The following is a 21,433-nucleotide window of genomic DNA, read 5'->3' as shown; positions in this document are numbered from 1 at the left end:
TCGCCTCCCTGGTTGCAGCTCGCGCCTGAACGCTCTCGGCCCTTCGAGCACCCTGCTCGGCGTCAGACATGCTGAGTGTGTCGGCACGGCCACCAAATCAGCCCCGCTTACCCCACAGGAGGCTGGTCAGGTGATTTTCGTAGAAACGTAACACATTGACATCATGGTAAACGCGTCCTTAATTGGAAGTGATCTCCGGCATTACTTCCGCGATCGCTGACGATCACGACAGCGGCGTTTCACTTCCGATAACTACCAATTGTCGATGGTGACGCGATCAAAGTCCGCGCAATTCCCTTTCGGCTGCTCTTGGCTCGAAGATTTGGCGGCGGGTTTTCAGCGTCAAAGCCTGCAGTCGAGCAAGAGGCTGTACCTAACCTCCTCCAGATCCTCGGATTTCGGGCTCTTTGCCCATGGCAAGCCCCCAGCGCGTGTTCTCGGCCTCCGATGAGCCGTCCTCCATCTCGACCTCGTTTCCGCGCCCGACGGCTTCCTATTCTGATCATAAAACACGCTTGCAAAGGAACGTTTACTGACGCATGCATTATCTGTACAAACCGCCGCTATAAACGACATGGGAGTTCCATGGCGAGACCCGCAATCCCCAATCCCCGTCCTGCTCCCCAGAGGCTGATTGGATACGCGCGTGTGTCGACAGAAGACCAGATCAACGACGCCCAGGTGGACGAGTTGCGAGCGGCTGGTTGCTATCGCATCCATCAGGAGCACGGATCCGGGGCATCAAGGGTGAGGCCCATCCTGAGGAAGCTTCTCCGCGAACTTGTCGCGGGCGACGTGCTCGTTGTCGTCCGACTGGATCGGCTGGCGCGTTCCGTTAGCCATTTGCTTGCTGTCATCGAAGACCTAGAGAAAAGGGGCGTTCACTTCCGGTCCCTCCGCGATCCAATTGATACCTCGACGCCGCAAGGCATGTTTTCTCTGCAGGTATTGGGTGCCGTAGCCCAGCTCGAGCGTGCGCTCATCGCAGAGCGAACCAAAGCCGGCATGATGGCGGCTAAAGCGCGGGGGCGGCTCGCCGGCAATCCAGGACTTCGCGAGCGGCGACCGGAAGCTGTCCGTGCTGCCTCTGCCGCTCGCAATCGGGCCTATCTGGACGAACTGATTTCATCGGCGCAGACATGGTTGCCGACTGTTCGCAAGCTGCGGCCGCAACATAGTTGGGACAATGTGGTGCTGATCCTTAATCGCAAAGGCCACAGCTGGACGGTCGAACGCTTGCGCCGGGCAGTTCACCGGATGGTACGCGAAAAGCTTGCCGAGCCAGAACTGCTCGCCCGCTCTCCTCGGCGGCCGCCGGAGGACAATCTGATGAAGCTGGTCGCCGCGATCGCGATCGCCGATCCCGACCTATCGCTTCGAGAGATTGCTGCGCAGTTGGATCAGATGCATGAGCGACCGCCGCGTGGTGGCCGGAAATGGCAGCCTTCTTCAGTGAGGGCGCTGTTGGACGAAGCGCGCCGCTTCGGACTCATACGCTTATGAGTGCTGGTCGTGACGCGGCTGAACGAGGCGCGCTTGATTGGCGACATATGGTTTGCCGCCCTTTGGATATAGTCGATTCCAACCTTTCAAGGTGCTCTCTGGGTCTCTGCGACAGCCTTCGGTGAGTTATAGAAAGGGCGCCTAACTCATGAAATGGAACTGGACGCACGAAGGCTGGCCGCATTTCATCTGATCATGCGCCACCTGAACCACTCGAAAGCCAATTCCTTCTGTCATCGGGGGAAGTGATCGGCGCAGTCCGTCATGTCAGCGATGAGGAACGCAATCTGCTTCGTATTGAGCTATTAGGCGACGATGCAGCGAAAACCTCCCAGATTGAGGGCGAACTGCTTGATCGGTTGAGCGTGAATTCCTCCTTGCGCCGCCAGTTTGGCCTCGATGTCGACAATCGGCCATCAACGCCGCAAGAGCGCGGCATCGCGGAAATGATGCTCGATGTGTACGACACTTGGTCCGCCCCGCTCAACGACGAAACCCTGTTTCGCTGGCACGGCATGATGATGACAGGCAATCGCCATCTTGGAGCGATCGGCGCATATCGAACGCATGAAGATGCCATGCAGATTGTGCCCGGCCGTCTGGACAATCCGACCGTCCACTATGAAGCCCCACCATCAAGGCGGGTCCCCGCGGAAATGGCGGCCTACACCAAGTAGTTCAACAAAACGGCGCCACCCCGTTAACTCCCTTGCCCGATCTTACCCGTGCCCGCATCGGTCATTTGTATTGCGAAAGCATCCATCCATTTAAAGATGGAAATGGAGGGCTTGGCCGAGCGCGCGCTGAAAAATCGCTTGCCCAAAATATCGGGCAAACCGAGCTTTGATTGCGTTTGTCCACACGATCGAGGATGGCCGGAAAGCCTATTACGATCAGCTCGAACGGCATCAGCGCACGCTCGATATCACCGAATGGCTGTGTATTTTGCGGGAACCATCCTTGATGCGCAACAGACCACCTTGACGCGGGTGGCCCTCTATATCCGCAAGGCGCAATTCAATGACCGGTTCCACGGGCAATTCAACGACCGCCAGGAGAAGGCCATCGCTCGGATGTTCCAGAAAGGCCCTGGGGGTTTAAAGGTGGACTAAGCGCTGAGAATTACATTTCGATCAGGCGGACCTCGCGAGCGACAGCGACGCGCGATCTTCATGACTTGTTGGAGAGAGATGCGCTCACGCGCACCGGCGAACGCCAGCATGCACGCTACGCACTAAATCTGCCCTGATTACGAATAAGAGACAGACTCAACCGCCGCGTCCCCTTTGGACAAAGGACCGAAGAGGCTGAACCAGCTGCCCTACACGCGGGCCTCAAAATCATGCAAACCGGGTCAGGTTTCTCGACCGCGCTTTTGCGGCTACTTCCTCGCGATTGTGCGGCGGATGTGAAGTCTCGAGCGAATCGAGCAATTCGCGCGCGCATGCGGCGATTGAAACGACTGCGTGTTCAAATGCTGCCTCGTTGCGTTTCGACGGCTTGGTCGTTCCACTCAGCTTTCGTACGAACTGTAATGCCGCATCACGTATTTCCTGATCGGTCGCCGGCGGATCGAAATTGAAAAGTGGTTTTATGTTTCTGCACATGGACTGCTCCCAGTCATCTCCGCTTAACACGTGGCCTAGGGCCGGCCGGACGGTGGCTCATCTGCGCCGGGAGATTTCAAAACACGACGCGCCTTCTCTCGGTGCGACCACTTCCCGTGCCCATCCCATCCTCGCCTCCCCCTCGATCCGACAGTCCTACCCCTCCGTCGCTCGGGCTGACAACACCTAGATAACGAAAAAGACGCCATAAGTCATTCTGTCAGCCACCGCTCCTGGCATCGGGTGCATGCGCAATGGCGTCGAGGTCACCATTGACGCTGATTTTGCAGCCTGCGTCGGATGGTTCCATGTCCCTTTTGCCTTGAACGTCAGACCGCTCGGCACTAACCCATAACGTCGAAGCCCCGGAAGCTGTCTCGCCAAAAGGTAACAGCTGTTACCTTTTGGACCCCGGCTATCAAGATCGCCTCGATCGCCCAACACGAGCTGCAGAAATTTTAACATTGATGCCACCGCAAACGCGCTTGTCGAGCGACCCTGCCCCTTCCCTCTCTGTCCCAAAGCTATTGTCGCTGCCATCGCTCCGTGCATTAAGTGCACAGCACGCCACGCGCCATTGGTGACATCGTTTGACCGCCCGCGTCGGATCCTTCCACGGCCCACATGTTTAAAACGTCAGACCGCTCGGCACTTACTCGTAACGGCCGAAGTCCCGGAAGCTGTCTCGCTTTTGGTGATTGAGCGTTTTCAAGGAGGAGAAGGGTCATGCTTGTCGGCCGCACCACCCAAAAGGTAACAGCTGGTACCTGAGCCCATCGGATCAAGGTCGCCTGACTCGTCGAACCCGAGGGCAAAAAAATTGGCATTGATGCCCAGCGAAGTGGGTGTCGACCGGATCCTGCCTCGGCCCTCCATAAGTGGATAGGCAGACTACGTTCGACAGGGGAGGGAGAACGAGGTGGCGATAGGTAGCCCCCGCCCGTCCATCTCTCCCCGCGGCGAGGCAGCCTGCAGCACCCGGCCCGCGCAAACGCCATTACCGGCCTTCCTGCAACCTCTTCTGCTCGGCGGGTGCCGCACATGCCGACTGCCTCTCCGTCCTTTAGGCAGCAATACGCAATGATCTCCGGACGGGTCACAAGCTGGCCGAACCGGGCAGGGCTTCTTGAATGAACATTCGGAGACCACCTTTCGTCACGGCTCTCACTCATTCTCTCCCTGATCAACGTCCATTGCTGACCCCGTTGGCTGGCCAAAATGTCCGAACAAGGGAACCGCCCAGAATCATGGATGCTGTGCGCTCGGCCTCGCTCAATGCCCTCGACACGCGCCACCCCGCTCCTTAGAATTCGTTTACGCCCTCCAACACCCATGTTCTTCTTCGAGCCGAGTGGCTCCAAGAACGCGCAAAGATTTCGCCTCCGATCGGCAACACATTCAGAACGGAGGGTGCCCCGGATAGGCAGGTTAGGTCTCAATGAACAGGAGGAATGGGACTCCCCAGCCTCAGCTATCTCGCCTGTCCTTCAGGGCAGTTGTACCGCCCTCGCCGTCTTGCGGAAGCCAGATGGACTATGGCTGCACGACGGCGGGCGCAAACCGATACCTGGCGAAACGACCGCTCTTTGTGGATACACCCGCCTCATTGCCGCTCAAGCGACCCAGATGGCGAAGCCACACCCGGAAATCGAACTATTCCTGTAGCGGCGTCAAGGTAAACCTCGTCGCCGGTTCCGCATGCCCAAGCGCGGAGTAACAGCTGTTACCTTTCGCCTATCTATCCCGTGTATTCATCCTGCTTTCGGCAAGACCGTAAAGGCTTTTTGAAAGGTGAAGACTCCCATCGACCGCCCGGTCGACCATTGCACGGAAATAGCCCCCCGGCTTTGCAATCAGCTCCGGGTCACGCAAAGATTTTTCGAGCACAGTCGCCAAGATGGCGGACGCAGCATAACGGCCGACCCTCCCTACACCGTCTACCCATGCAGCCTCCGAAAGGCCGATCATGCGCCGCATCATTTCCGCCGCGCCGACAACATCGGACCAGCCGTCAAACTCCACACTGACACATTCCTGCGCCGCGCGGCACCCAACCTGCAGCAAGCCAACCGGCACCGCAGCTAAAACAGCACCCTGGATATCACCAACCGCCTTCTCCGCCTGCCGCAATCGGGATTGCGTGTCACCAACCGCCGCTTCAGGCTTATTTTCATAAGCCATTTCGACGGCGGAGCCGTCGTCAGTTTGTTTGATGTCTCGCTCGGAAGAGCGAGTCCGTTCACTACTTTCAGAAAGGTCTTTAGGGGTTGTAATAATAATGGAGGTGACGCCAATGTCACCCGCGCATGACATATTATGCTCACCAAAGCGAGCTTCGGCGTATTCAAGAACCTCGGAATGCAGTGATTCGAGCTTGCTTGCTTGCTCAGCGCGGCTCACCATCGTCTCCATGATCGCCTGTGCAGCGCACCTCCAGCTATCCGCCTTCTCCGGGAATGCTTCGCAGGCATCGATGATTGCCCTGGAAAACCGCGTAACCGCTCGCCGCGCATCCTGGGTAGCCTTCAGTTCCCTTTGATAGTTGTCAACGCTCTCCTTGATCTCCGCAAGCCGCACGCGCGCCGGCGTAAAATCGAGCCCGAAGCCGCTGGCAACCATTCCGTCATTGTCGCGGTACACGAAGCGCCGGCCCGTTGGGCTGTCTCGGTAGGCAGCGATCCCAGCTTCAACGATCCTGCGGAGGCACCGCGTAACCGTGCGCTCGGAGCGCAGCGTGTATTCTGCGAGCTTGGCGTTCGAAATTGCAACGATCGGCCTGCCGGCCCCTTTCCAGTCATCGCCGCGCGAGAGGCCAAGGAGAATGTCCAGGACATGATAGGTCGTGCCGTCGATCCCAAGGATCGGCGCTGCTTTCTTCAACAGGAGGGAGATCTCCGATTTCGAGGTGTCCGGGATGTCGTTGGCCATCGCCATTCGCGCGCTTGCGAGAATGGCCGGACTGACGCGTCTGAACGATGCGATTGCCGTTGCTTCTGTCATTAGCTAGCCTGCCCGCAGCGCCTTAGCGTGCGGCTCCATCGAGATTCTTGTTGATGAAAGCCAGCAGACGGGCACAGTTTTTCGTTCCCAGCTGTTACGCAGGGGTTGATTGTGCCAGCGGTCCGTCATAGAATCAGTTTGTTAGAGCTGATGTCGACGGGACGTTTTCGTACTGTCGGCTAGGATTTTAAGGGTTCGCCGATTGCCGTCGGTGAGCCCTTTCCTATTTCTGAACCAGCCTACCGCATCGGCGTCTCCCCGTTTTGTTGCCGGTACTCGTCCACCAGTGCCGGAAGCTTTTCGATGAGCCAGGCCGACAGGCCTGGCATCTTGCTTTCCGGAATTGTAATGAGCGTTGAGGAACGCGAGGATTTCGCGGTAATCACCGCGCCGCCACCGATCTCGATCTCTTCGCCGCGATCTCCGCTGGCTGCCTTGTGTTCCAGGGCGTTCATGAGCGCGGCGAAGCGCTGATCGCTTGGGGACGCAACCCATGTCCTCGTCGACGTCACCTGGTCAATGATAACCTGGGCTGCGGCCGGAGCCCTACCGTCCTTGAAATGGGCGGCGAGCTTTTCCCACTTCGGCCGGCCAATTGAAGGCGCCGAACCGATCCTGGCGATCAGTTCGGCCGGGAACTGTTCTGCGATCCCAATCAGCATCGAAATATAGGTCAGCTTGCCGTCTGCCCTGCCGAGGGCGGCAGCAATCGTCTCCCGGCGGAAGCCGCGCGACTTGAGGGTTGCAGCGAACAGCGCCTGCTCGATGAACGAGAGATTGGCGCGTTCGGTATTCTCGATCCCTTGAGCGACCACCAACTCGTCGTCGGTGAGCTCACGGATGATCGCTTTTACCGGCCGTTCAAGAATCTGACAGGCCCGCAAACGCCTATGGCCATAAGCGACCTGAAAGTAGCCTTGCTTGTCAGGGGAGGGGCGAACGAGGATGGGAAGTCTCTGGCCGCTTTCGCGGATGCCCTCAACGAAACCCTGAAATAACGGATCTCCCTCGATGTCGAGGCGATCCCTGACAAAGGAGGGAACGACATGGGCGGAGTCAATTTCGACAATTGCTTCAGAACCGCTCAGTTGTTCACGAAGGCGGTCGTTCTCCTCTTCCACGGCGACAAAGGCCCGGTCCATCGACTTGACGGCCCCAGATCCAACTTTGACCGCGGGACCTGCCGAGATCTGTTTCGCAAGCTCAGCGGAATCGACATTCCCAAAAAGGGTTTTCATCCGATTGGAGCGTTCTTTGGCATTGGTCATGACCGTCCCCATACCGATTGGATGTGGTTGAAGATCTCGAGATTGACAGCATCGACGGAGTCCAAGGCGCGTGTGAGGGTGTCACGACCGACAGAACCGCGTGCCATTTCGTAAAGGCTCTTCTTCTCCAAGCCGGCGCTGGCAATTGCCGTCGTGTCCACCACGGCTGGCGCCAGCACGTCCTCGCCAAACAGTGAGCGCAGGAGTGCGACGACATTCACCTGAGGAACATCGTTCGGATTATGCCTAGTGATGACATATCGAATGAAATCGTGTTCAAGAATACCGCCACGTTCCTCGATCACGTGCATGACATCGCTCAACATTGCCAGGAACTGGTTCATGCTGGCAACGTCGATCATCGCCGGATGAACGGTGATCAGCAGCGAGGTGGCGGCACAGAGAGCGCCCAGCGTAAGATAACCCAGCTGCGGCGGCGCATCGATCACGACGACATCATAGTCGTCCGCGACGCTGTTTATGACGGCGCCGAGCCGCCGGAAAAAGATCCCGTCGCCGCGGCCGCCGCCGCTTGCAATCGCCTGGGGCGTCTCATGCTCGTATTCCATGAGTTCCAGGTTGCCCGGTATCAGATCGATGCCGTCAAAATAGGTATTGCGGATGATGTCGCGCATCGGCCGTCGGTTGTCTTCGTCATAGCGAATGGCCGCATAAATGGTCTCGTTCTCGCTGACATCGAACTCGGGCTGATAGCCGAACATGGCCGACAAGGATGCCTGCGGGTCGAGATCGATTGCCAGCACTCGCAAACCGGCCAGCGCGAGATAATGGGTAAGATGGACGGTCGTCGTCGTTTTGGCGGATCCGCCCTTGAAGTTTGCAACCGCGATGACCTGCAGCTTTTCGCCGGGGCGCCGGCGCGGCAAGAAATCCAACGCTTCCACAGGACGTTTGGTTGCCAGGTATCGTCGGAGTTCATTGACCTGGGCGAGCGTGTAGCTCCTGCGGCCATTCTCCAGTCGCTCCGGCATTGCGCCTTCGCCGTCCAACGACATTTGGCGGAGGGTCGATTCTGCGATCCCGAGCATGCTGGCAACGTCGCGTGATGTGAACGTGCGCAACGATTTCATCGCTTCAGGCGGATACATATGTGTCCGAAGCGACTGCAACTGCGCTGACAACATCTGCGCTTGGCGTGTAATCTTCGCAGCGGAGGATTCGCTCGTTTGCTTGCGTGTCGTCATCTGATCCATTTTCACCTCGCGACGGTTTTTCACCGATGATCGCGCATTTTCCGTCGCAAAGGTTGCAGGTATCGAGTGAGTCGTCAAACCTTCTTTGGTTAACGAAAATTTAATAAACAACTTGCTGCCAACACCGTCATCCGGCGCTCCACCATATTTTTCAACGACTTGAAGGCGTGGAGCGTCGCTGAGCGGTTGTTTTCATACCCGCACTTTTGCGGGTGGCGGTACTATGTGCACGGGCCGCCCTGGTATGGACAAGGCACACCTCCCGCGGCAGCGACGAGCGACTCGCAGATTTGTGACTGGAATCAAACCGCTTCTTTGCGCAAATCACGATCCGCGCACCAGCACAATTGCGGAGCGGGATCATGAAGCTGATAGCAATCCAGGCGCCGACGTCGAGCAAGGACGCAGCGCTTCTCGGTCAAATCTACCACCTCCGGGCGCGCGTCGTCGCGGACCGGCTCGCCTGGAACGTCTCCAGATCCAATGGTCGGGAGCGCGATCAATTCGACGAAATCGAACCGACCTATATTCTTGCCTTAGCGGATAGGGGATATTGACGTGGTGATCGGTTGCGCACGGCTGCTGCCCGCCATTGGCCTGACCATGCTTTCGCCAGGCGGCTCGACGCACATCCGTCATGATCGAAAGCTCGCGCTTCTACGTCGATACTGTGTGTCCTCGTTAAGCCGGGGAGGGGGCCTTGCGCCACCTCACGTTCGGGATGTTTGCAGATATCCTACGGCCACTCGCCCAAGTACCATCCTTCACGGAAATGAATCAGTCGCATGTGATTGATTCAAATGTGTCGTTGGACGTCGCCGTCCCGTTTGACGATGATGCCAACATGACTGTGCAGCCCTACCACCTCTATATCGAACGAGCGGATCCGGCGAAGAACATGGCGCGCTACTACGCCATAGAGATTGGGCAGACGCTGTTTGGAGAGCCCTGCCTGACGCGGCGATGGGGACGGATCGGCAGGCGTGGGCAGGAAAAGCACCATGTCTTCGAACGGGAGGAGGAGGCAGTTCGACTGTTCCTCGACCTGGTGAAACAAAAACGTGCTCGCGGCTACCGACCGAAAACAACTATCCGGTATTTGCGGGGCTGACCTCGTTCTTCTTCTTTCCTTCACAGCCGAAGCGAGGGTGCCCGCACATGAAGAGGCCGCAATGCAGCAAGGGTGGCAAGTCGCAGATTTGTTAGTCGGAGAGAACCCTCAGACCACGCCCTTCTTAAGGATGAAGTTCCCATAGGCGCGTGATTCCGCCGTCTGGATGACTGCAAACGATCGCATCGCGATGGGATAGTACGCAAACCTCTCGACCGGTTGGCTCGCTATCGAACGCCCCTCTGCTTCACTGCAAACGGCGAGGACGTCTTTGTGTACTTCCAGCAGCTCGCCTGGCGCGTCGACGGCCTCCATGTGCATCAGAGGCGTCTCACTAAACGTGTCCAAGGGCATCATCTGAAGGATCCCGCGGACTGCAGTCGGTGCATCGACACCCTCTAAAATGAGAAGCTTTCCGCTCGTGGTTTGGGTCGCTACACGAAAACCGGAGAAGTTTCGATCCACGATTGCCAGTTCGTCGCCGTGACCCATGGAGGCCATGACCCACAACACGTCGGCCGTAATGAACGGCGGCACACCCTTCAGCATGACGGTCTCCCTCCCAAGAGAATAGCAGCGACAAGAGCGATGAACGATTAGCAGAAAAAAACGATTGCGCAAACGTTTCGATGGCGCTAGCGTTATCAGATAGCGGATCCTGGGAGAGCCTCTGGAGGTTGGAATTTCGCTTGGGAGGATAGTTTGAAAAACCTGTTTGTTGCGCTGCTGGCGAGAGCTGGAGTGCGCTCATGACGACTATTTCCGAGGTGGCAAAGGCGGCCGGGGTCTCAGTCTCCACGGTTTCGCACGTTCTCAATAAGACGCGCTACGTCTCACCCGAGAAGGTCAAGCTCGTCCTCGAGTCCGTGGAGGCGATCGGATACATCCCCAATACAGTCGCTCGCTCGCTCAAACTGTCATCGACAGGTACCGTCGGCCTCGCGATTTCCGCAATTTCGAACCCTTACTTCAGTGACATCATCTGTGCGATTGAAACCGAGTGTTCCAAACGGGGCTTGATCGTGTTCCTCTGTGACACGCAAGATGACCCGGTCCGGGAGCTGGAACTGGTCCAGCATCTGCATCAGCGCCGAGTCGACGGGATTATACTTGCGCCTTCGGGCGATCCCAAAAAAGCGCTGGACTATCTCATCCGGTCCGACCTTCCCTGTGTGCTTGTTGACAGGCTGTCGGACAACCGTTTCGACCAGGTCGGGACGGATAACGTCGCCGCAATACGAACGCTCGTCGATCATCTCGTGACGCTGCATCATCGACGGGTTGGGATCATTCTCGGTCAACCCGGCTTTGCGACGACCGTGGAGCGCGCAAAGGCCTTCCGCGCAGCGATGATCGAGAAGGGAATAGAGGTAGAGGACAATTTAATCAGCGACGGCAATCGCAGCACCGCCGACGCCACTGCTTCGACGCACCGTTTGCTGGAGCTGAAGGAGCCGCCGACAGCGATTCTTGCTTCGAACAATCTGGCGATGATCGGGGCTATGAGGGCTATCCGGGAGCGGAAGCTGCGTGTTCCCGCGGACATTTCTGTGCTTGGAATCGATGATTTTGAATGGGCAGATTATTTCGAACCGCGCCTGACGCTGATGGCCCAGCCTTGCGATGAGATTGGCAGGAAGGCGGCGGACTTGCTGATCGAGCGGATAGGCAACAAGCTCCGCCCCCGCGAGACCATTCGACTGTCGCCAGTTTTGCGGGTACGTGAATCGTGTGGAGAGGCAGCATGAGCCACGTTGTTCTTTCAGCGAGAGGTGTGGTCAAGCGCTTCGGCGGCGTTCAGGCGCTTCGCGGCGTGGATTTCGAACTAAAGGTTGGCGAAATCCATGCGCTGCTTGGTGAAAATGGTGCCGGAAAGTCGACGTTGATGAACCTGTTGTCCGGTGTGAATACGCCGGACGAGGGAGAGATTTTCATCGACGGCAAACCCGCGCGATTTCACAGCCCGCGTGATGCACAAGCAGCGGGAATCGCAACGATCTTCCAGGAGCTGGACCTCGTTCCGAGCCTGACCGTGGCTGCCAATCTCTTTCTCGGGCGCGAGCTTGTCCATCGGCATGGCACGCTCGATGGCAAGGCGATGCTGCAAGAGGCGCGCAAAAGACTGGAAGCGATCGACCGATCGATCGATCCCACCCAGTTCGTCAGTGAGCTTTCGATCGGCCAGCGACAGGTCGTCGCCATCGTCAAGGCGCTTTCCTACGCATCGAAAGCCCTCATTATGGATGAGCCGACGGCTGCCTTGACCGTTGGCGAAGTAGATCGATTGTTCGACATCATGCGTGGCCTGGCATCCTCGGGCGTTGGCATCGTCTATATCTCGCATCGTCTTGAGGAAGTCCCGCAGATCGCTCACCGCGTAACGGTCATGCGCGACGGCAAGGTGGCTGGCGTCACCAAACCAGATGCTCCGCAGGCCGAACTAGTGCAGCTTCTCGTCGGACGTCCTTTGAACGAGCTTTATCCGCGCCGCGCCCATAGTGTTGGTGACGTGCTCCTGCGGATGCGGCAGGCTTCCTTCCGCCCACATCGCGCGTCTCCCGGGTGGCAAGCGCCAATCAAAGTCGATCTCGATGTTCGTAGCGGCGAAATCGTCGGGCTCGCTGGCGTTATGGGGGCGGGTCGAACCGAGCTCTTGAGCGCACTCTACGGAACAGGCGTGCCGGGCCAATGGCATGGGGACATTACGATTGGTGGCAGACCGACCAGGCTTAAATCGATCGCGGCTGCTCGCAGGGCAGGACTGGCATTCGTAACCGATGACCGGCGTGGAGCCGGTCTCATGTTGCGTATGTCTGTAGGTCTCAATCTGGTGATGTCGATCATCCGCTGGATATCACCAAGAGGCTTTATGTCTGCGCGACGCCAAGAGGACGCGATCAAAAGTTCTTTCGGCCAGTTCGACATCCGTCCCAAGAATCCCGGGATCGCGGTCGGGGCACTTTCGGGGGGGAATCAACAGAAGGTCGTCCTCGCAAAGGAAGTGCTGGGAAATCCGCGCTTGTTGCTTCTCGACGAGCCGACGCGTGGCGTCGACGTCGGCGCAAAGGGGGAAATCTACGCCCGCCTGCGCAAACTTGCTTCAGAGGGATTGGGCATTCTTGTCGCTTCGAGCGAGATGCCCGAGCTGATCGGCCTGTGCGATCGAATAGTGGTTTTGCGCAACGGCAGCAGCGTTGCTGAGTTTTCTGGCGGCGTCGACGAACACGAAGTCCTGGCGGCCGCCAACGGGAGGGAGGCCTGATGTCCGAACAGCAAATTACATCCAATCCAGCCATTCAGCCCGCCAAGCGGATGGATCCGCTTGCGGTGTTGGTCCGCTTCCAAAGCTTGATCGGCCTTATACTCGTTTTCGCCGGGGGCATCATTTTCTCACCGCGTCGGCACGGTGTCATCCTGTTCATTCAACCCGACAACATCGCCAACATCGTCCGTGCGGTGTCTGAGACTGGCATCATCGCGATCGGAATGACGTTCGTGATCATCACGGCCGGAATTGATCTCTCGGTTGGGGCGACACTTGGTCTTGCGAGCGTGGTAACAGCAACATTGATGGTCTCAGGCGGTTTTGGGCTGATCACGACGGTGCTGGCAGTGCTGCTGATGGGCATTTGCTTCGGGTTGGTCCAGGGAGCGATCTCAAGCAAGTTTCGACTTGAAGCGTTTATCGTGACTCTCGCCGGTCTACAGGCAGCCCGCGGGCTTGCACTCGTTGTGTCGGACAATCAATACATCAATATCTCTTATGGTGATGGTCCTGGGCTCGCTCCGCCCATCTTTGCCATTCTGGGCGGTCGGCTATTCGGCAACGTCGTTCCCGTGGCTACGATCGTCTTCTTGATCTTTGCCTGCATCGCCACGCTGGTGCTGAACACGACCAGATTCGGCCGTTACGTCTATGCCGTCGGCGGAAATGAGCGCGCCGCCCGCATCTCAGGTGTTCCGGTCTCAGCAATCAAGATCGCCGTTTACGCCATTACCGGCTTTGCATCCGCGCTTGCTGGCATCGTCCATGCCGGGCAATTCAATTTTGGGAGTGCCAATGATGGGACCGGATATGAATTGACGGCCATCGCGGCTGTCGTCATCGGAGGAACCAGCCTGTTTGGCGGGTCAGGTTCAATGGTCGGAACAATCGCCGGTACGATCATGCTCGGCGCTTTGGCCAATATATTGCAGCTGAACAACATCACGCCAGCGATGCAGTTGCTTGCCACAGCGGCAATTATCGTTCTGGCGGCAGTCCTTCAATCCCTCGTTCGTCGCCGCGAAGGATTGGGCAGGTAGTGTGGCGGCATCACCCGGAGGGTGGATCCGGGATCAATGTGGAGGAGAAAGTAATGACACAGAATGCACTTCGACTGTCGCATGCCGGACGCATGGCGCTCCTGGCCGGGTCATGCCTTGCTATTGCCGGCGTGGCTCACGCTGCCGATCCGCTGGTGAAGGCTTGTGCCAAGGATGGCGACTTCGTCATCGGCTTCTCGCAGGCCAACAATGCGGAGCCCTATCGCCAGCACGTCAACGATGAACTAGAGGCAGCCGCCAAGGCAGTCCCGCAGTTCACGCTGCAGATCGCTGACGGCGCGGGCAACGTCAACACCCAGACATCGCAGGTCGACAATTTCATCACCCAAAAGGTTGACCTTCTGTTGATCTCGCCTTTCGAGGCGGCTCCGCTTACGCCCGCCGTCAAGCGGGCAATGGACGCGGGTATCCCGGTCATCGAACTTGACCGCAAGACAAACGGTGAGGCTGGCAAGGACTACACAGCTTTCATCGGAGGAGATAACTACAAAATCGCGTTGGCCGCCGGCGAATATACGAGCAAGACGCTTCTGCCGGATGGCGGCGAGGCGGCCGTGCTGCAGGGGCTGCCGAGCTCGACACCAGCCGTCGAACGGCTCAACGGCTTCAAAGATGGCGTGAAGGCAAACCCCAAGATCCAGATCGTGGCGGAACAAGCGGCTGACTGGTTGCCGGATAAAGCGCAGACCGCCTTCGCGGCAATGCTGCAGGCTCATCCCGATATCAAGATGGTCTATGCCAGCAACGACATGATGGCGGCGGGTGCGCTACTTGCTGCGAAAGGTGCCGGTAAGAGCGTGAAGATCATCGGCACCGACGGCTTGCCGGGTCCAGCAGGCGGGATCGAGGCAGTCGCAAAGGGCGACTGGTCAGCGACCTTCACTTATCCGACAGGAGGCAAAGAGGCGGTCGACATGGCTAAGTCGATATTGCTGGACTGCGCATCGTCGGTGCCGGCGACAGTAACGGTCGATACCACCGCCATTACGTCCGAAAACGCGAAGCAGATGATGGGTAAGTAAAGCTCCAGACTCAACCCGGCCGGACGCGTCCGTTCAGCCGGGTTGAACCATATCCACCGGTTGGCGCGTCTGACCGAGTCGTCGCGTCATTCGACCAGTTGGTCGAAAATTTCAGCAGCAGCCGGCCTAAGTCTTCTTACTGTCCCGCGGGGCTGGTGAGGCGCCAGCCGTGACAGAATGTCAGGTCCGAGTTGGGCCAAGATCGCGAAACTGAAAAGCCAAACCTGAAAACGTCACCGAACATTGATGACCCAAAGCGATGGAATCGCCGCTAGCCTGATCGTCATGTGGCAGAAGGCGTCTGGACTGGTCATCACCGACGATGTTACCGACCAAGTATTGGTTGGCGAAGTCAAAAGAGGTAAGTCTAGCAATTCGTCGACTCGCGTCTGCGCGTCTCGGTCTCCTGCCATGTCGGCAGCTTCGCGGACTGATCGGATCATTGGCCATTCGCGGCTAGAACACTCCATGAAAGGACTTTGCAATGGCACGGCTTGTTGTCGTTTCCAATCGAGTGCCGATTCCCGATAAAGACGGCGTGGCACCGGCAGGCGGTCTTGCCGTCGCCTTGCAGGCCGCTCTCCAGGAACGAGGGGGTATCTGGATGGGGTGGTCGGGCAAGTCGAGCGGGAGCCGAGAACCGGAGAGGCTCTCGCGGCGGCAGCAGGGTAACATCACCTATGCCGTGACCGACCTGACCGATACCGACGTCGAGGAATATTATCACGGCTTTGCCAACCGCGTTCTCTGGCCGGTTTGCCACTATCGGCTCGATCTTGCGGAGTATGGCCGCAAGGAAATGGCCGGCTATTTCCGCGTCAACCGCTTCTTCGCACAGAGGCTGGCGCCGCTGATCGAGCCGGACGACGTCATCTGGGTGCATGATTATCATCTCATTCCGCTGGCGGCGGAACTGCGCCGGATAGGGCTGAAAAACCGAATCGGTTTCTTCCTGCACATCCCCTGGCCATCAGCCGACGTGCTCGTCACGATGCCGGTGCATGAGGAAATCATGCGTGGATTGTCGCACTACGACCTTCTCGGCTTCCAGACCGACCATGATCTTCAGAATTTCGCCGGTTATCTCACGCGGGAGGGCATCGGGGACGACCTCGGCGACGGCTTATTTGATTCACACGGACGGACGTTCAAGGCAGCTGCCTACCCAATTGGGATCGAGACCGCGGCTTTCGCTGAACTCGCAGGCAAAGCTTCGGCAAATAACATGGTCCGCAAGGCCCGGCAGAGCGTCGAGGGACGCGACTTGATCATCGGCGTCGACAGGCTCGACTATTCGAAGGGCATTACCCAGCGTCTGGACGCTTTCGAACGTTTCATCACCAGCAATCCAGCCTATCAAAACAAGGTGACATACTTGCAGATCACGCCCAAATCGCGATCCGAAGTGCCTGAATATGAACAGATGCAGCGAATGGTGGCTGAACAGGCGGGCCGGGTAAATGGCGCGATCGGAACCGTGGATTGGGTGCCGATCCGCTACATAAATCGGTCCAGCAGCAGAAATGTGCTCGCTGGCCTCTACCGTCTTGCGACAATCGGATTCGTAACGCCGTTGCGCGATGGGATGAACCTGGTCGCGAAGGAATATGTCGCGGCGCAAGACCCCGATCGCCCGGGCGTCCTCGTTCTTTCCCGCTTTGCCGGCGCGGCCCGCGAATTGAAAGGTGCACTGCTGGTTAATCCCTATGATGTCGAAGGCACCGCCAATGCCCTTGCCAAGGCACTCACGATGTCAATCGAGGAACGCCGCGAACGCTGGCGGGGAATGATGGATCATCTGCTAGAACACGACGTCTCTCGCTGGTGCAATGACTTTCTGAGAGATTTGATCGCGAAGACGCCTGCCGCCAATTAGGTTTTCCACGCAAACCGGACGATCGAACCGCGCCGGATCGCCGGCGCCAAAACTCACGACTGAGAGGGTTGCGTTCTGATTTGCGGCCCCTCCCAATGCACCGCGTCTCAGCTTCACACGGAGCCCGGTGTCCCGGCTGAGTGTCATGCGAGAAGGCGGCCAGACTTTCTCGCTCGAGCCAGTGCTCAGATCCTGAAGATGGGCATCACGCCTTGCCCTTGCGGACGACGTCCGCAATCGTCACCTCTTTGGGAATGAGCTTCAGTTTGAAAAAGGTGTCGGCGATGCTCTGCTGCTGCGCGACGACCGTGTCATCCAGACTCTTGATCCCGTAGGACTGACGTTCGAGCGCCTTGACGAGGACAGGTTCGGGGATGCCGACCGACGGTGATAGCTCCGCAGCCGCAGCCGCGGTGTCGGACTTGGTCCATTCGTCGATCTCGGAAATGGCGTCGATCAAGACATCGATCGCCTGGGCATGGCCGTCAACCAGCGAAGTCGTGCCGAGATAGAACTGGTGGTTGGGAACGATGCCCTCGCCGTTTCTGAGCTCTCGCGCTTCGATCGCCACTTCCGCAGCTGCCTGGAAGGGATCCCAGATGACCCATGCATCCACCGCGCTCTTTTCGAAAGCCGCGCGGCCATCGGCTGGGGCGAGAAAGGATGGCTCCACGTCCTCGTAGGTCAAACCGGCTTCTTCGAGCGCCTTAACGAGCAGGTAGTGCACGTTCGAGCCTTTGTTAAAGGCGATCTTCTTGCCCTTCAGGTCGGCAACGGACTTGATGGGACTATCCTTCGGGACAAGTATGGCTTCACCGCGCGGGGCAGGCGGCTCGTGTGCGATATAGACAAGCGGAGCGTTCGCCGCCTGGGCGAAGATCGGCGGCGTTTCCCCGGTCGATCCGAAATCGACCGCACCAGCGTTCAGGGCTTCGAGGAGCTGGGGACCGCCCGGAAATTCGGTCCATTCAACGGTGTAGTCGATGGATTTGAGTTTCTTCTCCAGCAACCCTTTGCCCTTGAGAAGCACCAGAGTTCCATATTTCTGGTAGCCGATGCGCACCACCTTGTCAGTCGCACCAGCCAGTCGAACCTGCATCAAAGGTGTTGCGATGGCACCTGCCACCACCGCAGTGAAAGCGCGTCTTGTGATCTTCATCATACCCTCCGGAATAGACGACGCTAAAATAAAGTATGTCTACATTTTTCCTAGAGTATACATGCTCCCGCGTCCCCTTCTTCCGGATTCGCTTTTTTGTTCTGCCGCAGTAACGAGCAAAAAGAACCGCGCCTGTTGCTGGCCCGATTTCGAGCGCCGATCGGAGCGTCGAGGCGTTGCTAAAAGAGCGGGTGGCTGCCGTCTTTACCGATGACGGTTTCCTTGATGAGGAATATGGCCATGAGGAAGGACAACCCGGCTGTATCTGGGTCGTCGATGTCAAGTCGAATGTGTAGTGGCGCCAACCTACACCAAATTCTTGCATCGTGTTTATGAGCCCCAGACCACTGACTGCTCATGCCGCTTGATCAGGTGCTTGAGGTTATCGAAGCCCGTGCGGATGTGGCGGGCGAAGTGATCTACGGCGGGCGTGCGAGGTGCGTCCGAACGCTTCAACAGACCGAGCGCGCGTTCCGGATGGGGGATGGGGACGGGCAGGGCTGTGATGGATTTTTCGTTACGCAATGCGAAGACGACGCTGTGCGGCATGATGGTCAGTGCATCAGCCGCCTTCATGTAGTGGACGACGCTCATGAGGGAGCCGCCCGAATAGCGAATCTTGACTTCGGTTGCGCCGAAAGACAGGAGCATGCTGCGCAGATCGGTGAGCAGCGGGCTGCCTGGCGGTGGTGCCACCCAGGGAAAATCGAGCAGGTGTGCCGGTTGAGGCCGCCGCTTCAACAGCAATGGATGGGTGACCCGGCAGGCGATGACGTTGCGGCCGGGCAGGATTTGCTGGAATTCAAGGCCGGAGCCCTCGTCGAGAATATCGATTGGACAGATGGCAAGGTCGATCTGGTCGGCATTGAGCGCGGCCCGGAGGTCTGGGAAATAACCATAGGTCTGGTCGATGCGCACGTCTGGATGCAGGTTTTGGAACTCGGCGACCATCCCGGCGATCAATGCGTCCATGAAAAAAGGCGTGCCGCCGACACGCACCACGCCGCTCCTGCCGACCCGAAAGCTTTCGACGACATCGGAGGCCTTGCGTGATGCCGACAACATGGTCTGACCGTGATCGGCCAGCGCTCGTCCCAATGGTGTTGGCTGCAGCGGCCGTCGCCCCTTGACGAACAGCGGTTCGCCGATGCGGGCTTCGAGCATCGAGAGCGTGCGCGAGACGGCCGGCTGCGATAGGCCGAGCAGGGCTGCTCCCTCGGTGACCCCGCCGGTTTTAACGACTGCGGCAAGCTGGACAAGGTGGCGTTCATCTATCTTCATAACGATATGATATATTAAACTGGAATAAAATCATCATGGGCAAAGTGATCTCGCGCTAATTTATCTCTACCAGCCATTGCTTTGGAGGAGACGCATGACGCCGGGTCCGATGGCGCTGAATTTCAGCGAGGCCAACTCGCATGACATGTTCGCGCAACGACTTCCGCCATCAAAGGAGCACAGCCTGCCGCAGGTTCTCGCGGCGGCGGTGACGCATCTTCATACCTTGATCCGCGAAGTGCGACCCACCCAGGCGGAATGGCGCCAGGTCATCGAATTCTTGACCGATGTCGGCCACGCCAGCGACGAGCGGCGCCAGGAGTGGGTGCTGCTGTCGGATCTGCTCGGCGCTTCGGCACTGGTCGAGGAGATCAATTCGCGCCGTCCGAAGACGGCCACCCCCAACACCGTGCGCGGACCTTTCTTCCGCGCCGACGTTCCGCAACTGCCGCTCGGCGGCAATATTTCGCTCGATGGAATCGGCGAGACACTGGAGGTTTCCGGCCGCGTGCAGGATCTCGATGGCGAGCCTATCGCAAATGCCGAAATCATCACCTGGCAGGCCAATGCTCAAGGGCTCTACGAAAACCAGCAGCCGGACCAGCAGCCGGAATTCAATCTGCGCGGCAGCTTCCGCACGGATGCGGACGGACGTTTCCACTATCGGACCATCAAGCCATGTGGCTATGGCGTGCCCGACGATGGTCCGGTGGGAAAGCTTCTGCGGGAGGCGGGCTATCCACTGCGCCGCCCGGCGCATCTTCATTTCATCATCAAGGCGCCGGGCTTCGAGACGATCACCACGCATATCTATGACGGCAGCGATCCGCATCTGGCCGAAGACGCGATCTTCGCCGTCAAGCCGGAGCTGGTGCGAACCTTCGAGCAGCAGGGCGAGGAATGGTTGTTGAAACTGATTTTCATCATGGTCCGCGCCAGACAGAGAGGCGACACATGAGCCGCGATTTCATCTATAGCGGCAGCCCCGCCCATATCGTCTTCGGCGAAGGCAAGAGCGCTGCCGCCGGCGAATGGGTGGAAAAGCTCGGATGCGCCAAGGCGTTCGTCCTCTCGACGCCGCAACAGAGGGCCGACGCTGAAGCGTTGGCCGCGCGGCTGGGCTCTCTCGCCGTCGGCGTCTTTGCCGGCGCCGTCATGCACACGCCAGTCGATGTCACCGAAGAGGCGATGGAAGTGGTTCTCCGAACGCAGGCCGATTGCGTCGTTTCGCTCGGCGGCGGATCGACCACCGGGCTTGGCAAGGCAATCGCCTATCGCACGGATCTGCATCAGATCGTCATTCCGACGACCTATGCCGGATCGGAAGTCACGCCTATCCTCGGCCAGACGGAGGGCGGGCGCAAGACCACCGTGCGCCATGCGAGCATCCTGCCTGAGGTTGTGATCTACGACCCCGCCCTGACGCTCGGCCTGCCGGTTGGCATGAGCGCCAGCTCGGGCCTGAATGCCATGGCCCATGCGGTCGAGGCGCTCTACGCGCAGGATCGCAACCCGATATCGACACTGATGGCGGCGGAGGGGCTGCGGGCCTTCAAGACCAGTCTGCCCGACATCGTCGCTGTGCCGCGGGATGCCGATGTCCGCGCCGATGCGCTCTACGGCGCCTGGCTCTGCGGCACCGTGCTCGGCACGGTCGGTATGGCCCTGCACCACAAGATCTGCCACACGCTGGGCGGCACTTTCGATACGCCGCACGCCGACACGCATGCGATCATGCTGCCCCACACCGCCGCCTACAATGCCGCTGCCGTGCCGGAACTTCTGGCGCCTGTCGCCGATATCTTTGGCGGTTCGGTCGGCGGCGGGCTTTGGGATTTCGCCAGTCAGATCGGTTCACCGCAGGCGCTGAAGGATCTTGGCCTCAGCGAAACCGATCTCGATCGCGCAGCCGAGATCGCCACCGAAAATCCCTACTGGAATCCGAGGCCGATCGACCGGCAATCCATTCGTGCCCTGCTACAGGATGCCTGGCAGGGCAAACGGCCGGCATGAGTTGACGACAGACATCACGCTCTCTGGGAGGAGAGAAAAATGGGAGGAGGAAA

17 protein-coding genes and 1 pseudogene are annotated in these 21,433 nt (G+C 58.6%); 11 read left to right on the top strand and 7 right to left on the bottom strand.

Annotation, left to right across the window (positions count from 1 at the left end):
- Window positions 1–585: 585 nt before the first annotated feature.
- On the top strand, window positions 586–1,503 hold the full coding sequence (locus MOV76_RS14665) for a recombinase family protein (protein WP_247264764.1): 918 nt from the start codon (window positions 586–588) through the stop codon (window positions 1,501–1,503).
- A gap of 148 nt (window positions 1,504–1,651) precedes the next feature.
- Window positions 1,652–2,752: pseudogene (locus tag MOV76_RS14660) on the top strand (Fic family protein).
- Between the two features lie 91 nt (window positions 2,753–2,843).
- Here MOV76_RS14660 and MOV76_RS14655 read toward each other — a convergent pair.
- The 4 genes from MOV76_RS14655 to repA form a co-directional block, all read right to left on the bottom strand.
- Window positions 2,844–3,110 carry a DUF2277 domain-containing protein gene (locus tag MOV76_RS14655; RefSeq protein WP_247264763.1) on the bottom strand — a complete coding sequence of 89 codons (267 nt, stop codon included), beginning with the start codon at window positions 3,108–3,110 and terminating at the stop codon, window positions 2,844–2,846.
- A 1,734-nt stretch (window positions 3,111–4,844) separates the two neighbouring features.
- On the bottom strand, window positions 4,845–6,110 hold the full coding sequence (repC, locus tag MOV76_RS14650) for a plasmid replication protein RepC (protein ID WP_247264762.1): 1,266 nt from the start codon (window positions 6,108–6,110) through the stop codon (window positions 4,845–4,847).
- Between the two features lie 239 nt (window positions 6,111–6,349).
- Window positions 6,350–7,390, bottom strand: coding sequence for a plasmid partitioning protein RepB (gene repB, locus MOV76_RS14645; protein ID WP_115157772.1), 1,041 nt, complete (start codon window positions 7,388–7,390; stop codon window positions 6,350–6,352).
- Window positions 7,375–8,592 (bottom strand): plasmid partitioning protein RepA, encoded by a 1,218-nt coding sequence (gene repA / locus MOV76_RS14640; protein ID WP_018448900.1) that lies wholly within the window; start codon window positions 8,590–8,592, stop codon window positions 7,375–7,377. Before repA ends, repB begins: the two co-directional genes overlap by 16 nt.
- A gap of 362 nt (window positions 8,593–8,954) precedes the next feature.
- On the opposite strand from repA, the gene MOV76_RS14635 reads away from it, so the two are divergent.
- Both MOV76_RS14635 and MOV76_RS14630 read left to right on the top strand, forming a co-directional pair.
- A complete protein-coding gene (locus tag MOV76_RS14635; protein WP_018448899.1) occupies window positions 8,955–9,149 on the top strand; it encodes an acyl-homoserine-lactone synthase in 195 nt (64 codons plus the stop codon).
- A gap of 287 nt (window positions 9,150–9,436) precedes the next feature.
- Window positions 9,437–9,703: a WGR domain-containing protein gene (locus MOV76_RS14630; RefSeq protein ID WP_026231063.1), complete on the top strand. Its 267-nt coding sequence runs from the start codon at window positions 9,437–9,439 to the stop codon at window positions 9,701–9,703.
- A gap of 108 nt (window positions 9,704–9,811) precedes the next feature.
- Here the strand turns inward: MOV76_RS14630 and MOV76_RS14625 are convergent, their stop codons facing one another.
- Window positions 9,812–10,252, bottom strand: coding sequence for an RbsD/FucU family protein (locus MOV76_RS14625; RefSeq protein ID WP_193445187.1), 441 nt, complete (start codon window positions 10,250–10,252; stop codon window positions 9,812–9,814).
- A gap of 200 nt (window positions 10,253–10,452) precedes the next feature.
- Between MOV76_RS14625 and MOV76_RS14620 the strand changes: the two genes are divergently transcribed.
- The 5 genes from MOV76_RS14620 to otsA all read left to right on the top strand — a co-directional run bounded on the left by MOV76_RS14620 (window position 10,453) and on the right by otsA (window position 16,927).
- The gene (locus MOV76_RS14620) at window positions 10,453–11,451 is read left to right on the top strand and encodes a LacI family DNA-binding transcriptional regulator (protein WP_247264761.1); all 999 of its coding nucleotides are present in this window, start codon (window positions 10,453–10,455) and stop codon (window positions 11,449–11,451) included.
- A complete protein-coding gene (locus tag MOV76_RS14615) occupies window positions 11,448–12,965 on the top strand; it encodes a sugar ABC transporter ATP-binding protein (protein WP_258719772.1) in 1,518 nt (505 codons plus the stop codon). Before MOV76_RS14620 ends, MOV76_RS14615 begins: the two co-directional genes overlap by 4 nt.
- Window positions 12,965–14,008, top strand: coding sequence for an ABC transporter permease (locus MOV76_RS14610; RefSeq protein ID WP_018247080.1), 1,044 nt, complete (start codon window positions 12,965–12,967; stop codon window positions 14,006–14,008). The genes MOV76_RS14615 and MOV76_RS14610 overlap by 1 nt, the downstream gene beginning before the upstream one ends.
- A gap of 53 nt (window positions 14,009–14,061) precedes the next feature.
- Window positions 14,062–15,051 (top strand): substrate-binding domain-containing protein, encoded by a 990-nt coding sequence (locus MOV76_RS14605; RefSeq protein WP_247264759.1) that lies wholly within the window; start codon window positions 14,062–14,064, stop codon window positions 15,049–15,051.
- Between the two features lie 484 nt (window positions 15,052–15,535).
- Complete coding sequence (otsA, locus tag MOV76_RS14600; protein ID WP_247264758.1) at window positions 15,536–16,927, top strand: alpha,alpha-trehalose-phosphate synthase (UDP-forming); 1,392 nt, start codon at window positions 15,536–15,538, stop codon at window positions 16,925–16,927.
- Window positions 16,928–17,132: 205 nt separating this feature from the next.
- Here the strand turns inward: otsA and MOV76_RS14595 are convergent, their stop codons facing one another.
- Together MOV76_RS14595 and MOV76_RS14585 are read right to left on the bottom strand one after the other, a co-directional pair.
- On the bottom strand, window positions 17,133–18,086 hold the full coding sequence (locus MOV76_RS14595) for a sulfonate ABC transporter substrate-binding protein (RefSeq protein ID WP_247264757.1): 954 nt from the start codon (window positions 18,084–18,086) through the stop codon (window positions 17,133–17,135).
- Window positions 18,087–18,416: 330 nt separating this feature from the next.
- Window positions 18,417–19,367: a LysR family transcriptional regulator gene (locus MOV76_RS14585; protein ID WP_018247085.1), complete on the bottom strand. Its 951-nt coding sequence runs from the start codon at window positions 19,365–19,367 to the stop codon at window positions 18,417–18,419.
- A gap of 94 nt (window positions 19,368–19,461) precedes the next feature.
- Between MOV76_RS14585 and MOV76_RS14580 the strand changes: the two genes are divergently transcribed.
- Together MOV76_RS14580 and MOV76_RS14575 are read left to right on the top strand one after the other, a co-directional pair.
- On the top strand, window positions 19,462–20,325 hold the full coding sequence (locus MOV76_RS14580; RefSeq protein WP_247264756.1) for a dioxygenase: 864 nt from the start codon (window positions 19,462–19,464) through the stop codon (window positions 20,323–20,325).
- The gene (locus MOV76_RS14575; RefSeq protein WP_247264755.1) at window positions 20,322–21,380 is read left to right on the top strand and encodes a maleylacetate reductase; all 1,059 of its coding nucleotides are present in this window, start codon (window positions 20,322–20,324) and stop codon (window positions 21,378–21,380) included. Before MOV76_RS14580 ends, MOV76_RS14575 begins: the two co-directional genes overlap by 4 nt.
- Window positions 21,381–21,433: the final 53 nt, after the last annotated feature.

The organism is Rhizobium sp. PRIMUS64, assembly GCF_023006465.1.
Lineage (GTDB): Bacteria > Pseudomonadota > Alphaproteobacteria > Rhizobiales > Rhizobiaceae > Rhizobium > Rhizobium leguminosarum.
The sequence above is the reverse complement of the archived record's forward strand: the minus strand, read 5'-3'. Positions and strand labels throughout refer to the sequence as shown.

Excerpts from the sequence above, each read along its gene's own strand:
- MOV76_RS14665 (WP_247264764.1), top strand. The coding sequence starts at position 586 with ATGGCGAGACCCGCAATCCCCAATCCCCGTCCTGCTCCCCAGAGGCTG.
- MOV76_RS14630 (WP_026231063.1), top strand. The coding sequence starts at position 9,437 with ATGACTGTGCAGCCCTACCACCTCTATATCGAACGAGCGGATCCGGCG.
- repC (WP_247264762.1), bottom strand. The coding sequence starts at position 6,110 with ATGACAGAAGCAACGGCAATCGCATCGTTCAGACGCGTCAGTCCGGCC.
- MOV76_RS14625 (WP_193445187.1), bottom strand. The coding sequence starts at position 10,252 with ATGCTGAAGGGTGTGCCGCCGTTCATTACGGCCGACGTGTTGTGGGTC.
- MOV76_RS14595 (WP_247264757.1), bottom strand. The coding sequence starts at position 18,086 with ATGAAGATCACAAGACGCGCTTTCACTGCGGTGGTGGCAGGTGCCATC.
- MOV76_RS14580 (WP_247264756.1), top strand. The coding sequence starts at position 19,462 with ATGACGCCGGGTCCGATGGCGCTGAATTTCAGCGAGGCCAACTCGCAT.
- MOV76_RS14610 (WP_018247080.1), top strand. The coding sequence starts at position 12,965 with ATGTCCGAACAGCAAATTACATCCAATCCAGCCATTCAGCCCGCCAAG.
- repA (WP_018448900.1), bottom strand. The coding sequence starts at position 8,592 with ATGGATCAGATGACGACACGCAAGCAAACGAGCGAATCCTCCGCTGCG.
- repB (WP_115157772.1), bottom strand. The coding sequence starts at position 7,390 with ATGGGGACGGTCATGACCAATGCCAAAGAACGCTCCAATCGGATGAAA.
- MOV76_RS14655 (WP_247264763.1), bottom strand. The coding sequence starts at position 3,110 with ATGTGCAGAAACATAAAACCACTTTTCAATTTCGATCCGCCGGCGACC.
- MOV76_RS14575 (WP_247264755.1), top strand. The coding sequence starts at position 20,322 with ATGAGCCGCGATTTCATCTATAGCGGCAGCCCCGCCCATATCGTCTTC.
- MOV76_RS14620 (WP_247264761.1), top strand. The coding sequence starts at position 10,453 with ATGACGACTATTTCCGAGGTGGCAAAGGCGGCCGGGGTCTCAGTCTCC.
- MOV76_RS14585 (WP_018247085.1), bottom strand. The coding sequence starts at position 19,367 with ATGAAGATAGATGAACGCCACCTTGTCCAGCTTGCCGCAGTCGTTAAA.
- otsA (WP_247264758.1), top strand. The coding sequence starts at position 15,536 with ATGGCACGGCTTGTTGTCGTTTCCAATCGAGTGCCGATTCCCGATAAA.
- MOV76_RS14635 (WP_018448899.1), top strand. The coding sequence starts at position 8,955 with ATGAAGCTGATAGCAATCCAGGCGCCGACGTCGAGCAAGGACGCAGCG.
- MOV76_RS14605 (WP_247264759.1), top strand. The coding sequence starts at position 14,062 with ATGACACAGAATGCACTTCGACTGTCGCATGCCGGACGCATGGCGCTC.
- MOV76_RS14615 (WP_258719772.1), top strand. The coding sequence starts at position 11,448 with ATGAGCCACGTTGTTCTTTCAGCGAGAGGTGTGGTCAAGCGCTTCGGC.